Annotated in this window: 22 protein-coding genes; 9 read left to right on the top strand and 13 right to left on the bottom strand. The window is 64.4% G+C overall.

The window, feature by feature from the left end; genetic code table 11:
- Positions 1-221 precede the first annotated feature (221 nt).
- Both VB716_RS05890 and VB716_RS05885 read left to right on the top strand, forming a co-directional pair.
- Positions 222-1,124 (top strand): hypothetical protein, encoded by a 903-nt coding sequence (locus VB716_RS05890; RefSeq protein WP_323269983.1) that lies wholly within the window; start codon positions 222-224, stop codon positions 1,122-1,124.
- 43 nt (positions 1,125-1,167) lie between these two features.
- Positions 1,168-1,908: a hypothetical protein gene (locus VB716_RS05885; RefSeq protein WP_322758676.1), complete on the top strand. Its 741-nt coding sequence runs from the start codon at positions 1,168-1,170 to the stop codon at positions 1,906-1,908.
- A 20-nt stretch (positions 1,909-1,928) separates the two neighbouring features.
- Here the strand turns inward: VB716_RS05885 and VB716_RS05880 are convergent, their stop codons facing one another.
- Positions 1,929-2,711, bottom strand: a complete 783-nt coding sequence (locus VB716_RS05880) for a hypothetical protein (RefSeq protein WP_323269982.1) — start codon at positions 2,709-2,711, stop codon at positions 1,929-1,931.
- Between the two features lie 70 nt (positions 2,712-2,781).
- On the opposite strand from VB716_RS05880, the gene VB716_RS05875 reads away from it, so the two are divergent.
- From VB716_RS05875 to VB716_RS05850, 6 genes are all read left to right on the top strand, one after another.
- Positions 2,782-3,597 carry a TerC family protein gene (locus VB716_RS05875; protein WP_197156015.1) on the top strand — a complete coding sequence of 272 codons (816 nt, stop codon included), beginning with the start codon at positions 2,782-2,784 and terminating at the stop codon, positions 3,595-3,597.
- Positions 3,598-3,610: 13 nt separating this feature from the next.
- A complete protein-coding gene (locus VB716_RS05870) occupies positions 3,611-3,964 on the top strand; it encodes a DUF6464 family protein (RefSeq protein ID WP_197159309.1) in 354 nt (117 codons plus the stop codon).
- Between the two features lie 150 nt (positions 3,965-4,114).
- Positions 4,115-5,479: a DEAD/DEAH box helicase gene (locus tag VB716_RS05865; protein ID WP_322758674.1), complete on the top strand. Its 1,365-nt coding sequence runs from the start codon at positions 4,115-4,117 to the stop codon at positions 5,477-5,479.
- Between the two features lie 90 nt (positions 5,480-5,569).
- The gene (locus VB716_RS05860) at positions 5,570-5,752 is read left to right on the top strand and encodes a hypothetical protein (protein WP_197156020.1); all 183 of its coding nucleotides are present in this window, start codon (positions 5,570-5,572) and stop codon (positions 5,750-5,752) included.
- Positions 5,753-6,349: 597 nt separating this feature from the next.
- On the top strand, positions 6,350-7,282 hold the full coding sequence (gene ppk2 / locus VB716_RS05855) for a polyphosphate kinase 2 (protein ID WP_416223894.1): 933 nt from the start codon (positions 6,350-6,352) through the stop codon (positions 7,280-7,282).
- A gap of 7 nt (positions 7,283-7,289) precedes the next feature.
- A complete protein-coding gene (locus tag VB716_RS05850; RefSeq protein ID WP_323269981.1) occupies positions 7,290-8,726 on the top strand; it encodes an NAD(P)/FAD-dependent oxidoreductase in 1,437 nt (478 codons plus the stop codon).
- Between the two features lie 43 nt (positions 8,727-8,769).
- On the opposite strand, the gene fmt is transcribed toward VB716_RS05850, so the two are convergent.
- From fmt to VB716_RS05795, 11 genes are all read right to left on the bottom strand, one after another.
- Positions 8,770-9,834 carry a methionyl-tRNA formyltransferase gene (fmt, locus tag VB716_RS05845; protein WP_322758816.1) on the bottom strand — a complete coding sequence of 355 codons (1,065 nt, stop codon included), beginning with the start codon at positions 9,832-9,834 and terminating at the stop codon, positions 8,770-8,772.
- Between the two features lie 21 nt (positions 9,835-9,855).
- On the bottom strand, positions 9,856-11,229 hold the full coding sequence (locus VB716_RS05840) for a TldD/PmbA family protein (protein WP_322758672.1): 1,374 nt from the start codon (positions 11,227-11,229) through the stop codon (positions 9,856-9,858).
- A 3-nt stretch (positions 11,230-11,232) separates the two neighbouring features.
- The gene (locus VB716_RS05835; RefSeq protein ID WP_323269986.1) at positions 11,233-12,603 is read right to left on the bottom strand and encodes a TldD/PmbA family protein; all 1,371 of its coding nucleotides are present in this window, start codon (positions 12,601-12,603) and stop codon (positions 11,233-11,235) included.
- A 190-nt stretch (positions 12,604-12,793) separates the two neighbouring features.
- Positions 12,794-13,903, bottom strand: a complete 1,110-nt coding sequence (acsF, locus tag VB716_RS05830; RefSeq protein WP_197156034.1) for a magnesium-protoporphyrin IX monomethyl ester (oxidative) cyclase — start codon at positions 13,901-13,903, stop codon at positions 12,794-12,796.
- A gap of 93 nt (positions 13,904-13,996) precedes the next feature.
- On the bottom strand, positions 13,997-14,473 hold the full coding sequence (locus VB716_RS05825; protein ID WP_322758671.1) for a DUF2996 domain-containing protein: 477 nt from the start codon (positions 14,471-14,473) through the stop codon (positions 13,997-13,999).
- A gap of 62 nt (positions 14,474-14,535) precedes the next feature.
- Entirely contained in the window at positions 14,536-15,120 is a 585-nt protein-coding gene (locus tag VB716_RS05820) for a hypothetical protein (protein WP_322758670.1), read from the bottom strand.
- 57 nt (positions 15,121-15,177) lie between these two features.
- Complete coding sequence (locus VB716_RS05815) at positions 15,178-15,795, bottom strand: flavin prenyltransferase UbiX (RefSeq protein WP_231597927.1); 618 nt, start codon at positions 15,793-15,795, stop codon at positions 15,178-15,180.
- A gap of 4 nt (positions 15,796-15,799) precedes the next feature.
- On the bottom strand, positions 15,800-18,193 hold the full coding sequence (locus VB716_RS05810) for an RNB domain-containing ribonuclease (protein ID WP_323269980.1): 2,394 nt from the start codon (positions 18,191-18,193) through the stop codon (positions 15,800-15,802).
- A 246-nt stretch (positions 18,194-18,439) separates the two neighbouring features.
- A complete protein-coding gene (locus tag VB716_RS05805; RefSeq protein WP_197156044.1) occupies positions 18,440-18,808 on the bottom strand; it encodes a TMEM165/GDT1 family protein in 369 nt (122 codons plus the stop codon).
- A 55-nt stretch (positions 18,809-18,863) separates the two neighbouring features.
- Positions 18,864-19,229, bottom strand: a complete 366-nt coding sequence (locus VB716_RS05800) for a TMEM165/GDT1 family protein (RefSeq protein WP_197156047.1) — start codon at positions 19,227-19,229, stop codon at positions 18,864-18,866.
- Positions 19,226-19,585, bottom strand: a complete 360-nt coding sequence (locus tag VB716_RS05795) for a YkgJ family cysteine cluster protein (RefSeq protein ID WP_197156049.1) — start codon at positions 19,583-19,585, stop codon at positions 19,226-19,228. Before VB716_RS05795 ends, VB716_RS05800 begins: the two co-directional genes overlap by 4 nt.
- Positions 19,586-19,758: 173 nt before the next feature.
- Between VB716_RS05795 and psb30 the strand changes: the two genes are divergently transcribed.
- Positions 19,759-19,866, top strand: coding sequence for a photosystem II reaction center protein Ycf12/Psb30 (psb30, locus tag VB716_RS05790; RefSeq protein ID WP_197156052.1), 108 nt, complete (start codon positions 19,759-19,761; stop codon positions 19,864-19,866).
- A 291-nt stretch (positions 19,867-20,157) separates the two neighbouring features.
- Here psb30 and VB716_RS05785 read toward each other — a convergent pair whose 3' ends face one another.
- The gene (locus tag VB716_RS05785; RefSeq protein WP_323269979.1) at positions 20,158-23,247 is read right to left on the bottom strand and encodes an EAL domain-containing protein; all 3,090 of its coding nucleotides are present in this window, start codon (positions 23,245-23,247) and stop codon (positions 20,158-20,160) included.
- Between the last annotated feature and the right edge of the window lie 60 nt (positions 23,248-23,307).

Genomic DNA, 23,307 nt, shown 5'->3' with positions numbered 1-23,307 from the left:
GGGCCCGCGCCGCCCGGCCGGCACCGCTCAGCCGCAGGCGCTGGGGCCGCTTGCTGCGCTCCAGCACCTCACTGGTGAGGGTCGCCTGCTGCAGCTGACGCACCAGGGCGGTGAGGGGCATCGGGAGCTGGGGCGAACGACCCCAGATCTTCGCAACCGGTGGCGGGCATCGCGGCATGGTCTGGCCAGAAGGGCCGCGGCGTTGCAGCCTGGAGATCGTGATGCGATTCCCCCCGCGATTCTCCTGGCGCTGCCCTGCCGGATCCCTTGAAGGGGCCAGGCGCATGGATGGAGTGGCAACGATCACAGGAACCCTGCTGGTCCTGGCACCGTTGCTGGCAGCCGGTCTGGGCCCTGGCCGGACCTGGCTGCGGCAGGCCAGTGCCGCCACGGCCCTGCGGCCCCAGGACGCCGCCCTCACCCCCAGTCAGGAGCTGCAGCTGTTTCGCCAGCTCGATCAAGGGGATCAGCGCAGCCGGCCGCGGATGACCTCCATCCCCGGTCCCGGCGGCGGGGTCGCCATCACCTACCGCAGGGAACCGGGCGAGACGCCTCTCACGGCGACCCAGTTGCACCGTCTGGTTGCCAATCCGCCGAGCTACGAGAAAGAACGGGTTGTGATCACCGCCCTCCTGCAGGCCCTGCGCCGCCTCGGCGTCACCCTGGTGCTGGGCCCGCCCCGCAAGAGTGGCGCCCTGGCGGAATGGGAACCGAAGACAGCCGTGTTGCGCATCCGGCCAGACGCCGCCAATCGGGGCAGCCGCAGCTTCGCCCGCATGCTGAACCACGAAGCGATCCATGTGGCCCAGAGCTGCAGCAGCGGCCGCTTGCGCTCCATGCCAAAGCCCCTCGGCTTACCGCGACCAGCCTCCGCGGTCCTCGATCGCCAGCTGTCCCATCGGGTCTATGCCAGTGCCTCGCCCACGGAACGGATTGTGGAGCAGGAGGCCTACGCCAACCACAATCGACTTGATCTGAGCCTGCAGCTTCTGCGGCGGCACTGCCGGCCTGGTGCTGGCCAGACTGGATCGAGCGAGTCCGGCAAACGCGCCGGTTCCGGTCCTGGCCGTCTACCGCTGTCCCACCTGTCAATCCCAGCCCCTGCGGGCCCACCGCCGCGCTGACGGCACGTTGCTCTGCGGCCGCTGCGGCCACCCGCTTGTGCGGATGACCTCGACGGGACCCTGGCCCATGCTGGCTGGAACCCTGCTGCTCCTCGGCCTGGGGGCTCTCATCCTCCCCCGGCTGCTGGGACCCGACCACCCCTCTGGCACCAATGCTGCCATCGATGCCCGCGTGGAGGAGGGTCCGGCGGGCCTGGACCCCCAGGCCCGCGCCCAGTTGATGGACGATCTGGCCGCCGCAGATCGCGAATGGATCCCCCGCGCCGAGGCTCTGCCCGATGGCGGCACCCGCTACCTCTACAAACGCCGCAGCGGCGATCCAGAGCTCTCCATCCCGGAGATCAAGGACCTGATTGATCGCCCCCCCAGCTTTCTGCAGGAACGCAACGCCATCGTGGCGTTGCTTGACAGCCTGGAGCGGGCGCAGGTGCGCATCGACCTGGTGCAGCCCCACAAACAGGGTGCGGCAGGCGAGTGGGATCCCAGGGCCGGCACCCTGCGCATCCGCCCGGATGTGGTGGAGAAGGGCAGCGAGGAATTTGCCAAAGTGCTCAACCATGAGGCGATTCACGTGGCTCAGAGCTGCGGCAACGGGAATCTGCGCGCGGCACCACGGCCGCTGGGGCTCACCACGCGCATGGATGCTCGGCTGGAACGCAACCTCGATGAGCCGATCTATGCCAAGGCGTCACCCAGTGAACAGGTACTGGAGCGGGAGGCCTATGCCAACCAGCACCATCTCGAACTGGGGCGTGCCCTGGTCGAGAGCCACTGCCTGAGCTGAGCCAGGAGATTGGCTCTCTGTCAGGTCGCAGCCTGCTCCAGCATCGCGGTCTCCAGCAGCATGTTGAACCGCAGCAATTCATCGTCGCTGAGTTGCTGGCGACTGCCGCGGTTGAACTGCTCCTCCAGGAATCGCCGACCTCGCTGGGCATCCCAGCCCAGCAACTGCAGCAATCCATCGCACTGACTGAGCAGATCGCAGCGGCGCAGCGGCAGCGGCGCGGCAGCTGGATCGCTGGGCACGCCAAGACTCTCCACCGCCCGCAGATAAGCCATCAGATCGGCATAGGTGGTGAGGCGGCTGCGGCTGGGATGGCCGAAGGCCCTCTCCAGATAGAGGCATTCCTGCTCCCGCTTCCAACCCAGGCGCTGCAGGGCGAGATCGAGTCGGGCCAACTCAGCGCTCCAGTCTTCAGGATCCAGGGGCGGTTCGGCGGCGGGCTCAGCGGGGGCCTGAGGTTCGGTGGCAGGTTCGGGTTCGGGCTCCACTGGCTTGGCGGCAGGCGTGAGGTCGACAGGACCGGATGGGGCGATCGGTGCTGGGTGGGGTCGCGGCTGCGGGACTGACGGCTGTGACGATGGAGGCTGCGGAGGTGGCTTGACCGCAGCAGGGCGATGCACGAGTGCGGAAGAAGCAAGAGGGCCGATCTGAGCCAGCAGCCGTTCCCGGGCTCGATCTTCCGCCTCCTCAGCCGTCGCGCCTTCCCCCAGGGCGCTGCCCAGGGGCACGCCAGCGGCAACGGCATGGGCCCGCACCACCCGGGCGCCCACTTCAGCGTGGACCAGCTGGACCTCGAGCAACATCGAAGTGGAGGAGGAAGGCGCGTTTCTAGAGTGACCCTTTCAGGCCCCGCTGCGGTCGCCGGGAAGCGCAATGGAAGCGGAGTCGATCGAGTCGATCACCCCATTACTGGCGTCGGCGGATCAGTGGGGAGAGGTGCTGCTGCTGCTGCCGCTGCTGCTGGCGCTGGAGGCAGTGCTTTCGGCCGACAACGCCATCGCCCTGGCCGCGATCTCCCGCCGGGTGGGCGATCGCGCCGGCCAGGAAAAGGCCCTGAACCTTGGCCTGCTCCTGGCTCTGGTGTTCCGCCTCGGCCTGATCGCCGCCGCGGAGTGGGTGCTCGACTTCTGGCCCCTCCAGCTCCTGGCGGCGGGCTATCTGCTCTGGTTGAGCGGCAGCCAGCTGCTCGGACTCAACGCAGACGACGACGAGCCGGAGGAGGGAGCCAGGCCTGAGGCTCTGCCAGCCCATGGCTCCCACCCGTCTCAAGGGCATCACCATGCCTCGCTGGGTTCGGTGGTGGCCACCCTGGCCCTCACGGACCTGGCCTTCTCCCTCGACAGCGTCGCCGCCGCGGTGGCGGTAAGTGATCGGCTGTGGCTGGTGATGCTCGGCGGCGTTCTGGGGGTGATCGCGCTGCGGCTCACCGCCGAACTGTTCATCCGCTGGCTGGGGGTGTTCCGCCATCTGGAGACGGCCGGTTACCTGGCGGTGGGACTGGTGGGCATCCGCCTGTTGCTGCGGCTGGCGTTGCCCCAGGTGGTGCCGCCGGAATGGTCGCTGCTGATCGTGGTGGGACTGCTGTTCGCCTGGGGCTTCTCAGTGCGCCGTCCCGTCCCTGCCCTGGAGACAGGGAGCCTGCCCAGCAGGAGCCTCGACCTCGAAGAGAGCGGCCATGGCCGACCCTGAGACCACCAGCCGCCTGCGGGTGGAACTGCGCCAGATCGACAGCGACCGGCTGCTGGATCGGCTTGAGGTGGCCGAGCTCGGCGAGATCCCCCAACCCGGCCGCTGGATCACCTGCGGAGGCACAAGCTTTCTGGTGCTGCAACGCCGGCACCGCTATCAACTGCGCAACGGCCGCTACGAGCTGGCGACCATCGCTCTGGAGGTGAAAGCCCAGAGCCAGCCTGCCGATGCCCGGTGGTGGCAGGGCCGGTGGGTGATCGGTGATCCCTCCTGCCGCTTCAATGCCCGCACGCCCTTGCTCCGCTGCGCCGTGCTCCCGGAGGGGCCCTGTGACCGCTGCGCCCACTTCACCAACGCCACCACATGAACCGGTGTCCGAGCGGTCCGGTCGTGACGATCACGCTGGCTCTCTGAGCGAAGCAAAGCACTCAAGGAGCAGCAGACCGCTGCGTCGCTGCATTCCATCGTGAGCCTGCCTGTCACGGGGCTGGGAGTTCCGACCCCACCCCCTAGGGTGATGAACCACGAATGGCTTCCCCTGCAGCGCTCTCCCGATTCCACCGGCGAGCCCTCCGCCGTCGACTTCGACTCTCTTGGGCTCGGCGAGCCTCTGTTGAGGGCTGTGGCCGACAAGGGCTATCGGGTTCCCTCGCCGATTCAGCGGGATTGCATTCCGGCAGTGCTGAGCGGCCGCGACGTGATGGCCGCCGCCCAGACCGGCACCGGCAAGACCGCCGGCTTCACCCTGCCGATGCTGGAGCGTCTGCGCCATGGGCCCCATGCCCGGGCCGGCGTGGTTCGAGCCCTGGTGCTCACCCCCACCCGCGAACTCGCCGCCCAGGTGGGTGAGAGCGTGACCGCCTATGGCCGCTACCTGGATCTGCGCTCCGACGTGGTCTTCGGTGGAGTGAAGGTGAATCCCCAGATCTCCCGTCTGCAGCGTGGCACCGACGTGCTGGTGGCCACGCCCGGTCGGCTGATGGATCTCCATCAGCAGAAGGCTCTCCGCCTGGATCGCGTCGAGATCCTGGTGCTCGATGAAGCCGATCGGATGCTCGACATGGGCTTCATCCGCGACATCCAGAAGATCCTGGCCCTGCTGCCGGCCAAGCGTCAGAACCTGCTGTTCTCAGCAACCTTCAACCCCTCGATCCGCCGGCTGGCCACGGGGCTGCTGCACAACCCCCTGCAGCTTCAGGCCTCCCCCGAGAATCGAACCGCCACCACGGTGGAGCACATCCTCCATCCCTGCGACATGGGGCGGAAACCGGATCTGCTCTGCCATCTGATTGCCAGCAATGACTGGCGGCAAGTGCTGGTGTTCTCCCGCACCAAGCACGGCGCCAACCGCCTGGCCGAACGGCTCACCCAGGAGGGGATGGCGGCGGCGGCGATCCACGGCAACAAGAGCCAGGGGGCCCGCACCAGGGCCCTGGCGGGATTCAAGAGCGGCGAGTTGCGGGTTCTGGTGGCGACCGATCTTGCCGCCCGCGGCATCGACATTCACCAGTTGCCCCACGTGGTGAATCTGGATCTGCCCAACCAGGCGGAAGACTATGTCCATCGCATCGGCCGCACCGGCCGTGCCGGCCACAACGGCCACGCCGTGTCTCTCGTGGCGGCGGAGGAGCATGAGCTGCTGCGTGCCATCGAGAAGATGATCGGCACCGCCCTGCCGCGCCAGGAGGTGCCTGGGTTTGAACCCAAGGTTCTGTCAGCGCCTCCCCTGGATCTGAGCGGCGGCCGGGGCCGGGGCGGCCCACCCCGCACAGGCAGCCGCAGGCCTTCATCATCTGCACCGAGTGGCCGCCGTGGTGGGGGCGGCGGGCGGTCCGAAGCAGGTCGCCCTGAATCCGGCCGGCGGCCCCAGCGACGGGGCTGAGCATCTGTCAAAACCGCAGTCGTTTTGACAGTCCGAATCAGCAGAGTGCGTTCAGATAGCGGTGTCCCTGCCTCCAGCTCTCGCAGCTCCATGCCCTACGAACCCGGAAGCACCGAATGCCGCGTTCTGATCGACTGCAAGGCCCAGATCGAATCGATGCTCCTGTCGCTGAATCGCATCTCCGATTCGGCGCCCATCCGTGATCAGCTGGTGTCGGTCTACAGCCAGCTCGAAGGTCTGCACGACAGCCACCGCTCCTCGACACTGGTCTGAGCTTCTGCCACTGATTCAACTTGTGCCATTGGTCAAACCCCTGGCTTTCGTGCACCATGGTTTATCTGTAGTTGAGGCCATTCCTGAATCCTTGCCATCTTGTGGATGTCATCAATCACGAGCAATGGCAATCACAATTCGTCTCCAGAGCAGATTAATCTGATCATCATCTTGTGATCTGGCGCTAGCCATCCATCGGAACACATGGATCAAGGAGGGGCTGGCAAGCCAAAGCACTCGTCGGATCTGAGCTTCAGACTCACATCCGTGCCATGACGAATCTTTCTCCAGTCTCTTGCCCACGTCACTTGCCCAGGCCACCCCGACAGGATCCAGCAGAGCCTCTGAATTCAGAGCAGGCCTGCCAGGTTCGCCCTGAAGTCTTGAAAGAACAACACGAACGACACCACTTGATTCCGTCGAGATCACGCAAATAGTGACGGGTTTGAGATGCTGTAGCGACGATGGCCAACGGCTGAAGGCCCAGGGGGCTTAACTTGGTCAATGCCGCCGATCGACTTCGTCCCCATGGCAGACAATGAACTGGAGATGGACCTGACCGAAACGGCCAAAGACAAGAAGGAAATCAAGAATGGCATGAAGGAGAAAAAAAAGAAGAAGAAAAAGAAGAAAGCCAACAATCTCATCAGCAGCAAGAGCAAGCATGGACCCAGCAAGGCTGTCTCCCTTGACCGCTACCATCCATCGCCGATTCTCGACGACTTCTCCGTCAATTCCGAAGGCAAGCAACCCAAACTGAATCGCAAGTTGTACGAGAAAGAGCTGGAACGGCTGCAAGTGGAGCTGGTGAAGATGCAATATTGGATCAAACATGTTGGCTATCGCATTATCATCCTCTTTGAGGGCCGCGATGCTGCCGGAAAAGGCGGCACGATCAAGCGCATCACGGAGCCCCTCAATCCCCGGGGCTGCAATGTGGTGGCCTTGGGGACCCCATCGGACAGGCAGAAAAATCAATGGTATTTCCAGCGTTACGTCGAGAATTTTCCCTCCTCTGGCGAACTGGTTCTGTTCGATCGCAGCTGGTATAACCGGGCCGGCGTGGAACGGGTGATGGGATTCTGCACGCCTGAACAGGTGGATGAATTCATGCTGTCTTGTCCCGAATTCGAAAGGATGCTGGTCAGAAGTGGCATCACCTTGATCAAGTACTGGTTCTCGGTCAGCGATGACGAGCAGGAAGCACGGTTCCGCTCCAGGCTCCAGGATCCTGCCCGCCGCTGGAAGTTGAGCCCGATGGATCTCGAATCCAGGGATCGCTGGGTGGAATTCAGCAAGGCTAAAGACGACATGTTCCTGCATACCAACATCCCCGAAGCACCCTGGTTCACCGTCGAGGCGGATGACAAACGTCGCGCCCGGCTCAACTGCATCCGCCATCTGTTGAGCAAGGTGCCCTACAAGGACATGACGCCCGAAGCCATTGAACTCCCACCTCGCAAGAGCGGTGGTGATTACCAACGGCCGCCGATGAATGAGCAGTTCTTTGTTCCCAACTGCTATCCCTGAGCCGGCAATGGCAAACCAGCACTACTATCTCGAACTCGATCCCCCCCAGGAGTCGCTGCGCAGCTGTCCCCATGTGGTGGTGGTGGGTGGTGGGTTTGCGGGTCTGAAGGTTTGCCACACCCTCAAGAACAAGGATGTTCGGGTCACACTGATCGATAAGCGGAACTTCAACCTGTTCCAGCCCCTGCTCTACCAGGTGGCCTCAGGCCTGGTTTCCGAGGCCGATGTGGCCTCACCCTTGCGGCAGATGGTGGGGCAGGCCCCCAACCTGCAGATTCTGCTGGGCGAGGTGGTGGACATCCATGCCGACAAGCGCGAAGTGGTGCTCAACGATCGCCGCCTCAGCTACGACCACCTCATCCTGGCCAGCGGGTCGGGCAGCACCTACTTCGGCCGCGAGGAGTGGCGGCCGCTGGCGCCACCGATGAAGATCCTGGAGCACGCCGATGAAATCCGGCGGCGCCTGCTGATGGCCCTCGAGGAAGCGGAACAGACCCGCGATCAGGAACGCCGTCGCTTTCTGCAGACCGCCGTGGTGGTGGGGGCAGGTCCGGCCGGCTGCGAACTGGCCGGTTCGTTGATCGAGCTGATGCACCGCTCCGTCCGCTGCGACTTCAAACAACTGAAGCGTGAAGACTGTCAGGTGGTGCTGCTCGATGCGGTGGATCGGGTCTTGCCGACCATGGCGCCAGCCCTATCCGCCGATGCCGGTCACTATCTCACCCGTCAGGGGGTGGATCTGCGGCTCAACACCATGGTGGAGAGCATTCAGCCCGGCCGGGTTCTGATGCGCAGCACCGCCACCAAACTCGTAGACGAGCTGGAAGCGGCAACCATCTGCTGGACGGCCGGTGTGCGGGCCTCAAGGCTGGGCAAGCGTCTGGCGGACGCCACCGGCTGTGAGCTGGATCGGGGCGGTCGTGTGGTGGTCAACCCGGATTTTTCGGTGCCGGGCCATCCCGAAATCCGGGTGGTGGGTGATCTCTGCTGCTACAGCCACACCCAGGACAGCAAAGCCGTGCCTGGCATGGCCGGACCGGCCGTGCAGATGGGCGGTTGGGTGGCCAGCGACCTGCTCGCCAAGCTCAACGACCAGCCCCATGCACCGTTCCGTTGGATGGATCTGGGCAGCATGGCAGTGATCGGCCCCTGGTATGCCGTGGCGGATCTGCGCGGCCTGCATCTCACCGGCCTGGCCGGCTGGATCGTCTGGGCCCTGGCCCATCTGGCCTTCATCCCCGACACGGAGAACCGGATCGCGCTGTTCAGCAAGTGGATGTGGCAGATCGCCACCCGCCAGCGCACGGCCCTGCTGATCACCGGCCGCCCGGATCAGCACCTGGGTGTCGATGTGGGACTGATGCCTGCCGAACGTTCCGAACGACTGCCAGCCACGGTATCCCTGTCTGAAACTCCGGCTCAAGAAGAGGCAACGGCAGCCTGATCAAGGCCCAGACGCCGGTTGGGCCAGCGTGTCGGAGCCAGGATCAGACGCCGAAGCGATCCCCTGGCTGGGCCCCCAGCTGTTGCAGCAGGCTCTGGCCCGCCGCAGGAGCCTTGCCCTCCAGTTGCGCCGTGCGCAGCAACACCGGACAACCGCCCGTGGCAATCACCAGTCCCACCCCCTGTGCCACGGCCAGCACCGTGCCAGGAACGGCCTCACTCGAAGGATCGGGCACTCCTGACTGCGTGGGGAGCTCTGGAACTCCTGGCTGACTCCAGCGATCACACAACGCCGCCCCCGCTTCGCTGAGCTGGTCGCGCAGGCGCTGCACCAGAGGCTCGGTGGCCAGCAGCTTGATGCGTTTGCCCCGCCACTGGCTCACGGCGCCGGGGTAGAGGCCCATCACCTGGCGATGCAGGGTCAGGGCCGAGCTGGCCCAGTCGATCTGGAGGTCGTCCTTGGTGAGCATGCGGGCGTAGGTCGTGCCCTCTTCGCTCTGAGTCCGTACCCCGAGCCGCTGCAGCCGCTCCGCCTCCGGGCCGGATCCGGCCGCCTCGATCAGGGGCAGGCTCTCGATCAGAAGCTCGGCGGTGAGCTGACTGAGCCGCTGGCCGAGTTGCTCGGCGTTCTCGATCAGGCCGATCGGCAGACGGCGCTCCAGCAGCACCGGCCCGGTATCGAGCCCCTCCTCCATCGCCATGATCCCCACGCCGGTCTCGGCATCCCCCTCCAGCAGGCTCCACTGGATCGGGCCGGCGCCACGCCAGCGAGGCAGCAGGGAGCCATGGCCGTTCCAACAGCCCAGCGGCGGCTGGGACAGCACCGCTGGCGGCAGGATCTGGCCGAAGGCCACCACCACGTAGAGGTCGGCGCCGAGGCCAGCCAGCTGGGCCTGGCACTCGGGTTCGCGTCGGATCCGTTCGGGTGTGAACACGGATAAGCCCAGCTCCAGGGCCCGTGCCTTCACCGGCGAAGGCTGAAGCGCCTTGCCACGGCCACGCCGCCGATCCGGCTGGGTCACCACGCCCACCAGCTGATGGCCTGCTGCCACCAGGGCATCAAGGCTGGGAACTGCGTAGGCAGGAGTGCCCCAGAACAGGATCTTCAACGCCATCGCGGGGCCGGAGCGTCAGGCCTCGCCGGTGATCGAAAGCCCTTCCACCCAGACATGCGGGCAGACCCCATCCGGGGTGATCAGCGGCTCCCCCTCGAAACCGACGATCGCCTTCAAGACCTGGCGGATATCCCCGGCCACGGTGGCGGCCTCGATCGAGCAGCGTTCACCGCGTCTGAGCAACCAGCCGTCGAAGGGCAAGGAGAACGACCCCTGGCTGGCCTTGACGCCGGCATGAAGCGCCGAGAGTGAGTCGATCCAGACGATCGGATCGGCGGCGGTGAAGCGATTCAGGCCCTGCTGGCCGCCGCCGCTGCCCGGGGTGGGACCGATCTCAAACCAATCGGGACCCACCGACACCTTGGCACCCATGCCCGCATGGCCCGTGGGAGCCACACCAAAGGCACGGGCGGTGGCTTCCGAATGGAGGAAATGGCGCAACACGCCCCCCTCCAGCAAAGCCAAGCGGGCCGTGGGTGTGCCTTCACCATCGAAGGCAGAGGCGCCGATGTTGCCGGGATGGCGGCCGTGGTCGTGCAGGTCGAGGAAGGGAACGGCAAGCGACTCCCCCAGCGACTCCCGGTTGCTGAGGCTGACGCCATCGAGCACGGCGCGGGCATTGAACAGGTTGCTGAAGGCGCCGATCAGATCAAGAAAGGCCTCGGGGCTGAACACGCAGGTGTAACGGCCGGTCTCGATCGGGGCGTAATCGAGGTGGGAGGCCGTGAGCCCAGCGGCCTCCTCGATGCAGCCGGCGATGTCGAGGTCAGCGGCGCCGTAGGCCAGGCGCACCGCACCGGCACTGCGTGGTTTGCGGCCGGCTTCTTCGGCCCGGGCGTAGAGATAGAGGCTGGCAGTGGTGAGCTGCTGCTGGCGGCAGGCACCGGCACTGTTGAGATAGATGCGGTCGCTGCTGCGCTGGGCCAGACCGTTGTAGGGAACGGTGTCGATGGCGGGATGGCTCTCCAGCAGCTGGTGCTCCGCATCCTTGAGGGTGGCGAGCAGATCAAGGATGCTGACCGGCTCCTTGATCGGTTGATCCAGGGGCTGCAACGGCGCAGTGGCCAGGGGCGAGAAGGCGGGGATGTCGTCGGCATTCCCGAAGGCGCTGGCCTCACTGGCACCGGCCAGGGCCCGCTCCAGGCCGGCATCGGACAGATCAGAGGTGCTGGTGATGCCCACAAGGCCGTCGTCGTTCCAGACCCGCACGGTGATGGAGCTGCGCTGAGCCCCCTTCATCTGCTTCGCCTCGCCGCGGTCGACCTGCACCGAGGTGTCGGTGCTGCAGGCGGCACCAAGATCCCACTGGCGAATGCCCGAACGGGCGGCCATCTGATCGAGGCGGGAGCGGAGGGTCTCGGCATCGAGACCGGAAGGAGAGCGGGTCATGACTCAGCGGCCTCCCACGGTGATCGAATCCACCTTGATGTGGGGCTGGCCCACGGTCACGAAGATGCTGCCGCTCACCGAGCCGCAGAAGCCCGCAGCCAGTTCAAGGTCATCGGCGCACATGGAGATGCGGGGCATCACCTCCTTGGCCTCACCGATCAAGGTGGCGCCCTTCACCGGCTTGGTGAGTTCACCGTTCTCGATCAGATAGCCCTCCTCCACGGCAAAGTTGAACTGGCCGGTGGGTCCGACGCTGCCGCCACCCATGGCCTTGCAGTAGAGACCCCGATCCACCGAGGCGATCAGCTCAGCGGGCGTATGGGGTCCAGCGGCGATGTAGGTGTTGCGCATGCGGCTGGCGGCGGCAAACGAATGGCTCTGGCGCCGGCCGCTGCCGGTGCGCGCATGGCCGGTGCGCCGCTCGCCGGCGCGGTCGCTGAGGAAACGCTGCAGCACGCCATTCTCGATCAGCACGGTGCGCTGGGGCTCCATGCCCTCGTCATCCATCGAGAGGGAACCGAAGGCGCCATCGCTGAGGCCTTCGTCGATGGCGGTGACGGCCTCATGGGCAATCGCGGAGCCGACCCGGTCGGCGAAGGGAGTGGTGCCCCGCTCCACCTGGGTGGTTTCCAGCAGATGGCCGCAGGCTTCGTGGAAGATCACGCCGCCGAAGCGGTTGGCCAGCACCACCGGGCACTGTCCGGCCTCGACGTAGTCGGCGTAGAGGATGGTGCTGGCGCTGGCACAGACCTCCTGGGCTGAGGTCTCGGCGTTCCACTGGCGCAGGTCGTCCGGTCGGCCGGAGGTGCCGTAGCGGCGTCCCACGCCGGCGCGGTGATCGCCATCGGCGGCCAGCACATTCAGTCCCACGGATTGATGCAGCCGGATATCGCGGGCAAAGGTGCCATCGCTGGCGGCCACCAGCACCTCCTGCCAGTCGCGGGCGTAACTGCCGCGGCGGGCCTGAAGGTGGCTGCCATGCCGTTGCAGCCGATCGGTGCCTTCCAGCAAACGATGGGTGGCTTCGCGCAGGTCGGGGCAGCGGTCGAGCCAGTCGAGCTTGGCGGCACCAAAGTCACGCAGACCGGGAAGACCCTCAAAGGGGGATCGATCCGGGACACTGCGCACCAGAGCCAGCATGCCCAGAGCCTGATCAAGGGCGGCCATCAGACCCGCCGCACTGAGATCATTGGTGGAGACAAAGCCATCCCGTTCCCCGAGGAAGACGCGGATGCCGGCACCCATGCCGAAGGCCGGGCTCACGTTGGTGATCGTGTCCTGTTCGGCGAGCACGCCAAGGTGGTCGGTGCGCTCGAGAAACACCTCCACCAGATCGGCACCAGCACCGCGGCCGGCGCTGAGCAGAGGCTCCAGGCGACCACTCCAGCTGGCATCAAAACCGGAAGGGCCGGCACTGGCGCGCGGCGCCTCGGCCGCTGGAGCGTTGCTGGGGAGGGACGCGACCAAGGCGGTGTCTTGCAGAAATCAAAAAGCCATCACCGGCCAGTCGCTGCGGGCTGCAGACCAGTGGTGATGGCAGTGAGGCTAGCCAGGCAGCCCGGCCTCAGCGCACCGCCGGCTGGAAGCGCTCGCTGCGGATGGGCGCCATCAGGAACAGTTTCGCCATCTCCAGGCCGTTGGCCGCCCAGAAGGGAAGCTTGCGCAGGGCTCTGATCGGAGCGGGAGCCTCGGAGCTGTCGGCAGCGGCGAGGGCCGCGTTGTTCTGGACGAGGCGCTCAAGGCGCTCGTAGAACTTGGGGTTCTCCACATCCAGCACCACGGGGAAGACGCGGGCGGAGGTCTCGTTGGTTTTGGCGATCACGTACTTGTCGTAATCGCGGGCATCGAGCCCCAGGGCTTCATAGAACTCCTTGCGGGCCACGTCGCGCACATACATCGTGGCGAACACGGCCAACAGGAAGAAGCGGCACCAGAGGCGGGCGGTGAAGCCGCGCACGGTGTCGGGCTGGGCCTTCATCAGGGCATCAAAGAAATCGCCATGGCGGTTCTCGTCCTGACACCAGTTTTCGAAGAAGTTGAAGATCGGGAAGATCTTGCTTTCCGGGTGCTGCTCAAGGTGCCGGTAGATGGCGATATAACGCCAGTAGCCGATCTTCTCGGAGAGATAGGTGGCGTAGAAGATAAACTTCGGCTTGAAGAATGTGTAGGCCTTGTTGGCGGTGAGGAAGCCAAGATCCAGCTGCAGCCCGAAATCACTCATCGACTTGTTGAGGAAGCCGGCATGCCGGGCCTCATCGCGGGCCATATGGGCGAAACACTCCGCCAGCAGCGGATTCTTCTCCTTGATCCGACGGCTGAGTTCCTTGTAGAGCAGGAAGCCCGAGAATTCGGAGGTGCAGCTCTGCTCAAGGAACTCCACGAACACCTTGCGGGTTTCAGGGTCGAGCTTGTCGGCCGCGCCCTCAAACTCCTCGTTCCGCACGAAGTGGTGACGGTTGTAGTCCTTGCGGAATTCCTCGCAGATCGCCTCCAGCTCCACCTCGTTGGGCCGCAGATCCATCGCCGCCATGGCGTCGAAATCCGTGGTGTAGAAGCGCGGCGTCAGGATCGTGTCCTTCACCGGATCCTTGAACGCCGGCGCATCCGCGGTGCCGATGGCGGCATCGGGGATCGCGGCTGCGGCTGGGGCGGTCGTGGCAGCGGGTGGCACCATCGCGCAGGTCGGCATCGAGCGTGGCCCCATCGTAGTGGGGGCAACTCCGCTGCCGACTGGATGTGACAGTGCGTCTCGATCTGGAGGCAGTGATCAGTTCGGGCCGAGCCACTTCTGGCCATTCAGCCGCTGCACCAGGCGAGAAACCAGGAGAGCCAGCGTGATCTTGCGCTCGTCGATCAGAAACGACTCCAGCAGGCTGGGTTCACTGCCCGACTCGGCCACCGCCACGGTCTTGGCGCTGGAGATGTCCGGCTGGGTGAAGCAGAGCCAGAAGCGGCGATCCCCCGGCAGGCTGCCCTGCACCATCCAACAGGGACTGCCCACCACCGGCATCGGGCCCTCGCAGAAGCGAAGGTCGGGAGTTGGGCCGCCATAGGCCTTGATCTCCTTGGCCAGGGCCGGCAGCAGCAGGTCCGGCACGAAGCTGGCGAAGGGCTGGTCTTCCGGGGCCGGTGGCTTGGCCTTGGGCTTCGCCGCAGCAGCGGCAGCAGCAGGAGCAGCGGCGGCTGGGCTGGCAGGAGCCGGGCTGGCGGCAGGCTGAGGGGCGGGATTGGCGGAATCGCTCACCGGAGCTGGCCTCGTAGCGGGGTGCTGGTATCGACTCTAGGCAGTCCTGACGGAGTACCTGCTCACCAGTCTTCGCCGGGCGGCGGGGTTCCCCAGTCTCCAAGGTCTGCGCTGGACCCATCCGAGGATGCGGGGCCCGCGGACCTGGAGGCAGCGGCCCTCGGCTCAGCTGTCCACGCGGCACGGGCCGCTGTTGTCGTGGTCGCCTGGGCCGTTGCCGATCCCTGCCGCACCACCCGATAGGGAACACTCACAGTCGGCGGTGGTTCGCCGGGGGAGCGGCCCGGCCCGGCAGTGCCGGGAGGGGGGGCGTCCCAGGGTTCCTGGCGACCAGCCCCCTCCGACCAGGACTCCGAACCGGCCTCGGCACCCGTGCGGGAGCGACGCCTTGCTGCAAACGGCGGCGACTCCGCCGCAGTGGGGCCTGATGATCCCCCCCGCAGGGCCAGGGCCGTGGCGGTGGCGCTGAGGGCCGCTCCGGCAAGGCCGGCGGTGGCCAGCCACAGCCCGCTGGGCAGCGGCGGGCTGACCCAGAGCAGCAGCCGCAGCCGCAAGGGCGGACGGGGATTGAGGGCAGCCACCACGAGCACCGCCAGAAGGGGCGCCAGCAAGGGCAGCAACAGCAGGCGACGCAGAAGCGGAGTCACAGCAGGGGATCAGCTCGGCAGGGACTCAACACAGCACAGGTGCAATGCAACGCAGATTCAACGCAGCGCCGGCCGGCCCTGCCAGCGGTTGAGCGGGCCCAGGTCGTAACCCAGCACGTCGAAGACGCGGATCACCAGAAAATCCACCATGTCGTCGAGGCTGCGGGGCTGCTGATACCAGGCGGGAACGGGCGGCGCGATCCGAGCGCCGGCCTCGGCCAGGGCCGTGAGATTGCGCAGATGCACCAGGCTCCAGGGAGTTTCCCGCGGGGCAATCACCAGCGGTCTGCCCTCCTTGAGGTGAACATCGGCGGCACGCTCCACCAGATCGAGGGCCACGCCCGAGGCAATCCGCCCCACCGTGCCCATGCTCGCCGGCAGGATGACCATGCCGCGGGTGCGGTAGCTGCCACTGGCAATCGCCGCCCCCTGGTCATTCCAGCGGTGGCAGCGGAGCTGGCCGCCGTTGCAACCGGTGCGCTCTCGCCAGAACCGCTCCTGAAGGTCGGGTTCGGATGGAACCCGCAGGCCCAGTTCCGCCTGCCAGACCCCGATGGCGCCACGGCTGGTGACCATCTCCACGGTTTCTCCGGCCTGCAGCAACAGCTGCAGGGCCCGTTCAGCCAGGGGCTGAGCGGAGGCCCCGGACACAGCTAGAACCACCGGCAGGGTCACGCGCTCAGTCCTGGCTGAGGTCGTCGTCGCTGGAGGATTCGTCCTCGTCAGCACCGAACTGGGAAGTCCCGTCAGCAGAGGCGGCGAAGCCAGGGCTGTCGAAGGAGGAGGCACCCAGAGCATCAGGCCCGGAGCTACTGGTCATCTCGCTGCTGTCTGTCAGGTCATCGCCTTCGGGCAGCAGCACCACCAGGTCGATCTGATGGCGCAGGGCATCCACCTTCTGGATCTCCACCTCCACGGCATCGCCCAACATGTAGGTGCGGCGGTTCTTGCGCCCCACCAATCGGTTCTGGCGGGCCCGGTACTCGTACCAGTCGTCCTTGAGGGAGCTGACGTGCACGAGACCTTCCACCTGGGAGGGCGGCACTTCCACGAAGAACCCGTAGCTCTGCACGCCACTGATCACCCCCGGCATCACCTGACCCACCAGCGGCTCGGCCTGCCGGGCCTGGGCCATGGCGAGGGCATCGCTCTGTACCTCCTGCAGGAAGCGAGCCCGGCCCTGAAGCCTCTGGGCCAGGCCGTGGGCGATCGCCTCCTGATAAGGAGTCAGCTGGCTGGGAGTAAGCAACGACCAATCGATCGTGGCGGAACGGCAGGCATCACTGGCCAGATCGACGGTCACCTTGTGACGGACCGTGGGGCGATCCTTGCCATCAACCAGCAGGCTGGTGAGCAGCTGCTGGTTCCAGAGGTCGGCGTAGTGCAGACCGGGGCAACACCAGGGAGCCACCGCCAACTCCTCGCCTGCCACCGCATTGGGACCCGGCACCTCGCTGATCTGAACAGGCTCCAGCGTGTCGCGCAACTGCTGCTGCAACACCCGGCTGCGGTCGGTGGCGGCGAAGGCGGCGGCCAGCTCGGCGGCGCTGGCATTGCCTTCAGCCGAGAGTTCCAGGGGGATTTCGAGGGCCAGGGCAGCCTTGGCCACCTCGTTCAGTTCGCTCGCTTCGGCGGCTGGATTGATGGCATACAGGGCCGGCAGGTTCAGGGCGGCCAGGTGCCCCCCCAGAGCACGATGGGCCAGCAACACGGCTTCCCGCAGCAGGGCCACGGGATGCTGCAGCGGCAGGTCCACCATCCAGCCCTGGCTGGCGCCATCGGGGCCAGGGGTGAGCAGATCGCCAAGGCCGGGGATCGCAGGCATCGGCAGGGCCAGATCGATCGAGCCCCCCGCCAAACGGCGCTGGCGCAACAGCTCAGCCACACCAATCAGCTGTTCGATCAGCGGGATGTGATCTTTGAGCGCCTTGAGGCCGGCCGGCACCGTGCGGGCCTTGGGTTTGCGCTCCGCCAGGGCCGTGAGGGCGGCTAGATCGACCCGTGCCGTGGGGCGGATTGTGCTCCGGCTGAAACGGTAATGCTCCAGCGCGCCGTCGGGGGAGAGATCAAGGGCCACCGAGAGGGCCGACTCACTGCGGCCGGGCTGGAACGCACTCGCCTTGGCCAGGGCAGGGGTGAGCAGGGGCAGCCAGGAGGGACCGACGCAGAAGGCCTCGGCCTGCTCCCGCAGCCACAGATCCAGCGAGGAGCCAAGGGCCAGGCGTTCCGCCACGCAGGGGGCATGGACCCACAGTCGCCAGCCGGCGCCGTCTTCGCGGGGTTCAAGAGCCAGCGCCGGCAGCCCCGGGGCCTCGCTGCTCCAGGCTTCCAGCAGCAGGGTGGTCTGCGCGGTGAGATCGATCCGATCCTTGGGAGCCGGGGTCCGGAGGGTGGCGCGCGGTGCGGCAGGCCGCTCCCGCAAGCCATGTTTGGTGAGCAGCAGGTCGAGGTCGGCCTCCACGCCACCGTGGATGGGCAGCTGGCGCTCCACGTGGCCCTGGGGAGCGAACTGGCCCACCGGGTAACGGTCCACCATGACCTCGACCACCGAAGACTGGCTGGGGTCGAGGTGAACGGCATCAGCACTGGGCAGCTCCAGGCTGGTGAGCAGCCGATCGTCAAGCGGCACGGCCAACAGCCGATCGTTCTGCTCCTCCACCTGGGCCAGGAGGCTGCTGGTGGCCCGTTCCAGAATGCATTGCACGCCGCCTTCGGGTGAACGGCGGCGGCCACCCTCGCGGGTGATGCGCACCAGCACCCGATCGCCGTTCCAGGCGTGGTTGAGCTGGTGGTCACGGATGTAGATGTCTTCGCCGCCGTCATCCCGCAGGGCAAAGCAGAAGCCCTTGCTCGAGCAGCGCAGCCTCGCCTCGATCAGGGTGTCATCCTGGCGCCGCTGCAGACCGGCCTCGCTCTCCTCCAGCAGACCCAGACGCACCAGACCATCGAGGCCGATGCGCAGGTGCTGCTGCTCAGGCTCTCCGGAGAGACCGAGGGCCTTCTCCAGTTGTGCCACGGGCACGGTGCTGTCGGGTGTGAGCTGGTCGAGCAGGTCGGCGACCGTGAACTTCATGCGGCGAGGGTGCGCTGGTGGAACCGTGACGGCAAAAGGCACCGAAGCTGTCCGGCCGTGAAGCGTGGGCGCGGCAGCGATGCTTTTCTCGACAAGACTTTAGGCAGCAGCCGACCCTGGCCCCACAACAAAGCCGAGACCATGACCAGGGGAAAACCCAGGCGAACAACCAGACGACCAGCCAGTCGACCAACCAGGAGGAACGATCTCAGTGCCGGATCGATGTGAAGCCGGGGATCGGATCGCTCAGGCCGGGGGTTCCTGAGCTCTGGACACCACCCCGTCGACCCTCACCAGATCGTCACCGGCCAGTGCTTCGCCACCGGCCAGGTCGTCCTCGCTGACCCTGGAGCGCTGAATCAGGCGCAGGCCGATCACCAGAAAGCCAAGGGAGGCCACCAGTTGCAGCAGATCGGTGGGCACCACACTAGACAGGGAGCCACCGGCAGCCGCCCCAAGCAGGCTGGCCAGCACCAGGGCCACGGAACTGCCGGCGAACACCGCCGTGGGGCGGCTGGAGGTGCCGCTGATCGTGACGATGGCGAGCTGGGTCTTGTCGCCCAGTTCCGCCAGAAACACCGTGGCGAAGGTTGAAGCCAGGAGGGCGAGCGGCATGGCAAGGGCGGGAGTTCGAAGGAAGCCACAGGGGTAGACCTCGGTGCGAGGCCCTTCAGGGCTGGATCTGGGGGAGATGCAGCAGGTCAGGGTGCAGCGAAGACAGGTGAAGCACGGCCTGGCGACCGAGCCAGAGCCCCAGAGCAACCATCACCAGCCCGGCCAGTCGCTCGAGCTGATGGGCCGGCATGACACTGGCCAGCCAGCGGCCCAGCACCACCCCCACCAGGCTGGAGCTGATCAGGGCCAGGGAGGCCCCGATGAACACCACCACCGGCTGACCGGACTGCGCCGACAGCAGAAGGGCGGCCAGCTGGGTCTTGTCCCCCAGCTCCGCCAGAAACACGGTGGTGGCTGTGGTGAGGAAGGCAGCTCCCCAGCTGCCGGCGTGGCTGTTGTCGCTGCCGGAGGTGCTGCTCATGGCCGTTGGCGAATGGCGCGCCGGAATCGCCGCATCACCCTGCCACGGCCGCCGTATTCGCTGCGGATCTGCTGTTTGCAACAGTCGATCGCCAGGGCATCCGCCTCACCGGCCTCGGCGCCGAACAGGGCCATGAGGTTCTCAACCCTGCAGAAATCAGGCCGATCCTCGTAGATCCGGCATCGACGGGCACCGGTGTCGTAGTGGATGCACCAGCCGTCTTCGCCCACCATCGCGAGGTACGTGCGGCGCTGCTCGTCGCTGAGCGCCGCGATGGCGTCCTCGCGCAGGCTGGGATCGAGCCGGCAGCAGGCGCCGCAGCAGGCGATGCACTGCCAGCGTTCCGGCTTACTCATGCAAAGAAAATGGTGATTCCAGCGATCAGCATGGCGAGGGGCCTCGCAGACAGCGGGTTGGCAGCCCGAAGCCGGGCGGTTGTGACATCGCTTCACAATCAACGCGCAGGTCAGGACCTCCCCCCAGGCCATCCGTAGAGTGCGGGGCAAATCCACAACCGACCTGACCCGTCATGGGCATTGATTTTCACCTGATTGCCAACTTCGCTGCCCTGGCCTTGATCACCATTGCCGGGCCGGCCGTGATCTTCATCCTCTTTTACCGTCGCGGCGCACTCTGAAAAGCGCCCAACGGATCAACTCCTTTGGCTCAATGACGTCCGAGCCGTTGTGAGTTGCACTGATCTGAAATAGTTCGTTGATTATTTATCAGCACGATCAATTCACTCATTTCGCAGTCATTTGATCCTGTATCTACTTTTCCCACTTAAGCAGCTGGGATTTGCATCAAAAACGAGCGCGTGAACAGAATAAGCATTACTTGATGATGCTTAAGAGACATAATGAAACGGTTGGGATCACGCCATCATATTATTAGTTTCGGTCTTGGCATGATGGGGGTGCATGCTGATCTAGGCCATGGTTTCTGCATGATTTTTCAGTGCGAAGCCCAGGAAATGATCTGGGGGCATTGGCCTTCCCAGTCCATATCCTTGCAACATGTCGCATCCAAAGTCGTGCGCCAGCTTTGCGGTTCCCATGTTTTCCACTCCCTCTGCCGTTACGGAGATCCCCAGTGAGTGGCCCATATCGACCACCAATTTCATCAGACACCGAGCGTCTTGCGATTCCTGGCTTGGAATCACCAGGCCTCGATCCAGCTTGATGCCGGAGGGTTTGACGGACATCAGGCTGATCACAGAGGTGCGTCCTGTGCCGAAGTCGTCCAGCTCGATTCGTACCCCCAGATCCTGCAGGTCGCGGATCTTGTCCAGGAGATCCTGATCGGGATAATCCAGATAAATCGACTCAAGCAGCTCAAACACGAGTACCCCATCAGGGAAGTCCAGAGCGCGGACGTGCTTGACAAGATCCTGTGATAGCAACCGATCCGCAGACACATTCACGGATAGTTTGCTCAGCGACAACCCCTGCTCCATCCATCTCCGGAGATCGTCACGCGCCTGGCTCAGGGAGAAATGATCTAATGCGGCCATCATCCTGGCCTGATCCACAGCATTGAAGAACTGTCCCGGTGCAAGCAATCCCATCCTGGGGTGATTCCAGCGCACCAGAGCCTCAGCCCCTACCAAGCGGCGAGAATCGGCACGAAAGAGGGGTTGGTAATAAAGTAGCAATTCGGATCGGGAAAAACCGATCTCAAATTCCTCGGCAAGCTGAACTTCCTGATTAAAAGCCTTGTCGAGATTTTCATCATAGAAAGAATAACAGCCCTTGCCTTTTCGCTTGCTCTCATACAGAGCAATATCCGCTCGACGCAGCAGGCTTGAGGACGAATTATCCTGGCGATTGACAATCGCGATGCCGATGCTTGCGCTGATCCGGCAGACTTTACCCGAAATCTGGATTGGATTGCTCAGAACCTGAAGCAATCTCGAAGCCAATGCTTCAATAGCATCCTTACTTCGGCCGCAAGAAGTTAGCACGATGAATTCATCGCCACCCATTCGCGCCGCCAGATCTTCGCGCCGAAGGCATCCACGAATTGAATTAGCGACCATGACCAGCAACTGATCACCTGAATCATGACCAAGGGTATCGTTCACCCGCTTGAATCCATCAAGATCGAGATGCAATAGTGCCGTGAGCTTAGCTTCAAGCTCATCGAGACTGAGGAGACTCCGTTGAATCGAGCCTTGCAGTTCAATCTCAAGCATGCGCCGATTTGCCAGTCCCGTAAGCTCATCGTGCATGGCTGCATGAGTCATGCGTTCGGTTGCCTCAATCGCTTCTAGCTTCGCGATTTTCAGTGCCTCGACACTGTCGCGGCGATCCATCACAAATTGAGCATGGCTGAGCGTATCAAACAGCTGGAACGCCACGGCCTGGTCGGCCAGGGTCCACTCCAAGCAGCTGTGATGATTTTCCTCGACAAAACGTTCAAAGGAGGAACGGGGGTCTAGCCCACCACCACCCTCAAGCCTGACCACACGATGCTTCGGATCTCCAGCCCAGGTGCTGGAGAATAATCGGGGTCGGCGGAATAACAACATCTTCGTAGCATCATCAGCATTTTGAATCGCAATGACACCAGCAGCCTTCGTTTGATCTGAACTGGAGAGGGAAACACCGTAATCACGCAGACGTGCTGTGATTAGACTGGATGATTGCTGATGACGCGACCAATCACGAAAGAAACAACGCACTTTCTCGATGCCGGAAGCGCTGGGAGCGTTATCACTGGAAAACAGTACCGTCGGAGAGATGTAGACAAATCCATCGCAACCGATAAGATCAGGCAGTTGATCAACGATTGGCCTGAGAATTACCTCTACAAAGTTAGTGGAAACTGACTTGGCCGACTGATCGCGAATCCAATTGCAAAGTCTCGTGATCTCATCTAGAGCCTGCTTCTCTTGCCGCGCCAAGATCCGCGAGAGCCCCACTGACATAATGTCACTAAAACTTTTGAAGATGACCAGCTGAGTGGGACTGATCTGCCGGGAGCGGTCCATGTTGTGACAGGCAATCAGCCCCCAGAGCTTGTTATTGACCGACAATGCGAAAGTGAGGGAAGAACGCACTCCCATGTTGACTAGATAGCGACGATGAACATCCGACACATCGCGATAATGGCATTGACCCAAATCGACAGGTTGAGCCTGGCTATACGCCTTGGTGTACTGCAGAGCTGAAGCTGGGCGCTGCATGTCCACCAAGGTGCGTACCGAATTGGCATGAAATAAATGCCGCGCTGCCCTGGGAATGTCCGAAGAAGGAAAGTGCAATCCCAGGTAGGAGGTCGCCACCTCTGGGGCCCGATCTTCAGCAATGACAATGCCGTTCCAATCAGAATCAAAGCGATAGAGCATCACCCGGTCAAATCCGGTGATGGTGCGCACCACGTTCACCATGGTGTTGGAGAAAGGCTCCAATCCATCCTCCGAGGCTTCATCGATCGTCTGTAGCAGGCAAGTGGCGGTGGTGATGGATCGCAACAGCTCCGTTGGACTCGGCTCCTCTTGCCGACCGGCATGGTCCGCAAGGCTCGGGTGCTCCAGGCAGAGCCCCACGTAGGGCCTGCAGGAGAAACAGCTCGCCTGAAGGGAAAGACCGCTGCTGGTCTCGAGGGAAAAATTCTGAAGACCTCGATCCTGGGTCAACACCCCGGCGAGAACGGCGGCAGCCTCCCCACCGAAGAGCTGCTCAGGTGAGCGCTTCAACAGCTCCGGCAGGCTGAGGTCAAACAGAGCCGCACAGTTCTCCGAGGCTGCCACCAAGGGATGCTCTCCCTCGGCGAAGATGAGTACGGCTGCGCAAGCTTGTACGGCATCGGGTCGCCGAATCGAGAGGTCATTGCACTCGATCAGATCGAGAGGTGCCTCCAGCTCAGCCAGCCCGACGGAGGTGGGCGAAAAGTTCGAGTCCTTCGAAACATCACTGTGAGGACGCGCAGGCCTGGCCCGCTTGCTTTGTCCTCGATGGGCTCCGCTCCTCTCATCACTGCGACCACCACCACGACCAGAGATGGCCTTACCCATGATGCAGTACTGCCTCGTCTGTGGTGGGCCCTTACCGGAGAGGAGATAGCCCTAGGGAGG

It is taken from the genome of Synechococcus sp. CCY9201, assembly GCF_034931105.1.
GTDB lineage: Bacteria > Cyanobacteriota > Cyanobacteriia > PCC-6307 > Cyanobiaceae > CBW1002.
Note: the sequence above shows the minus strand (reverse complement) of the source record. Positions and strands in the feature narration are given on the sequence as shown.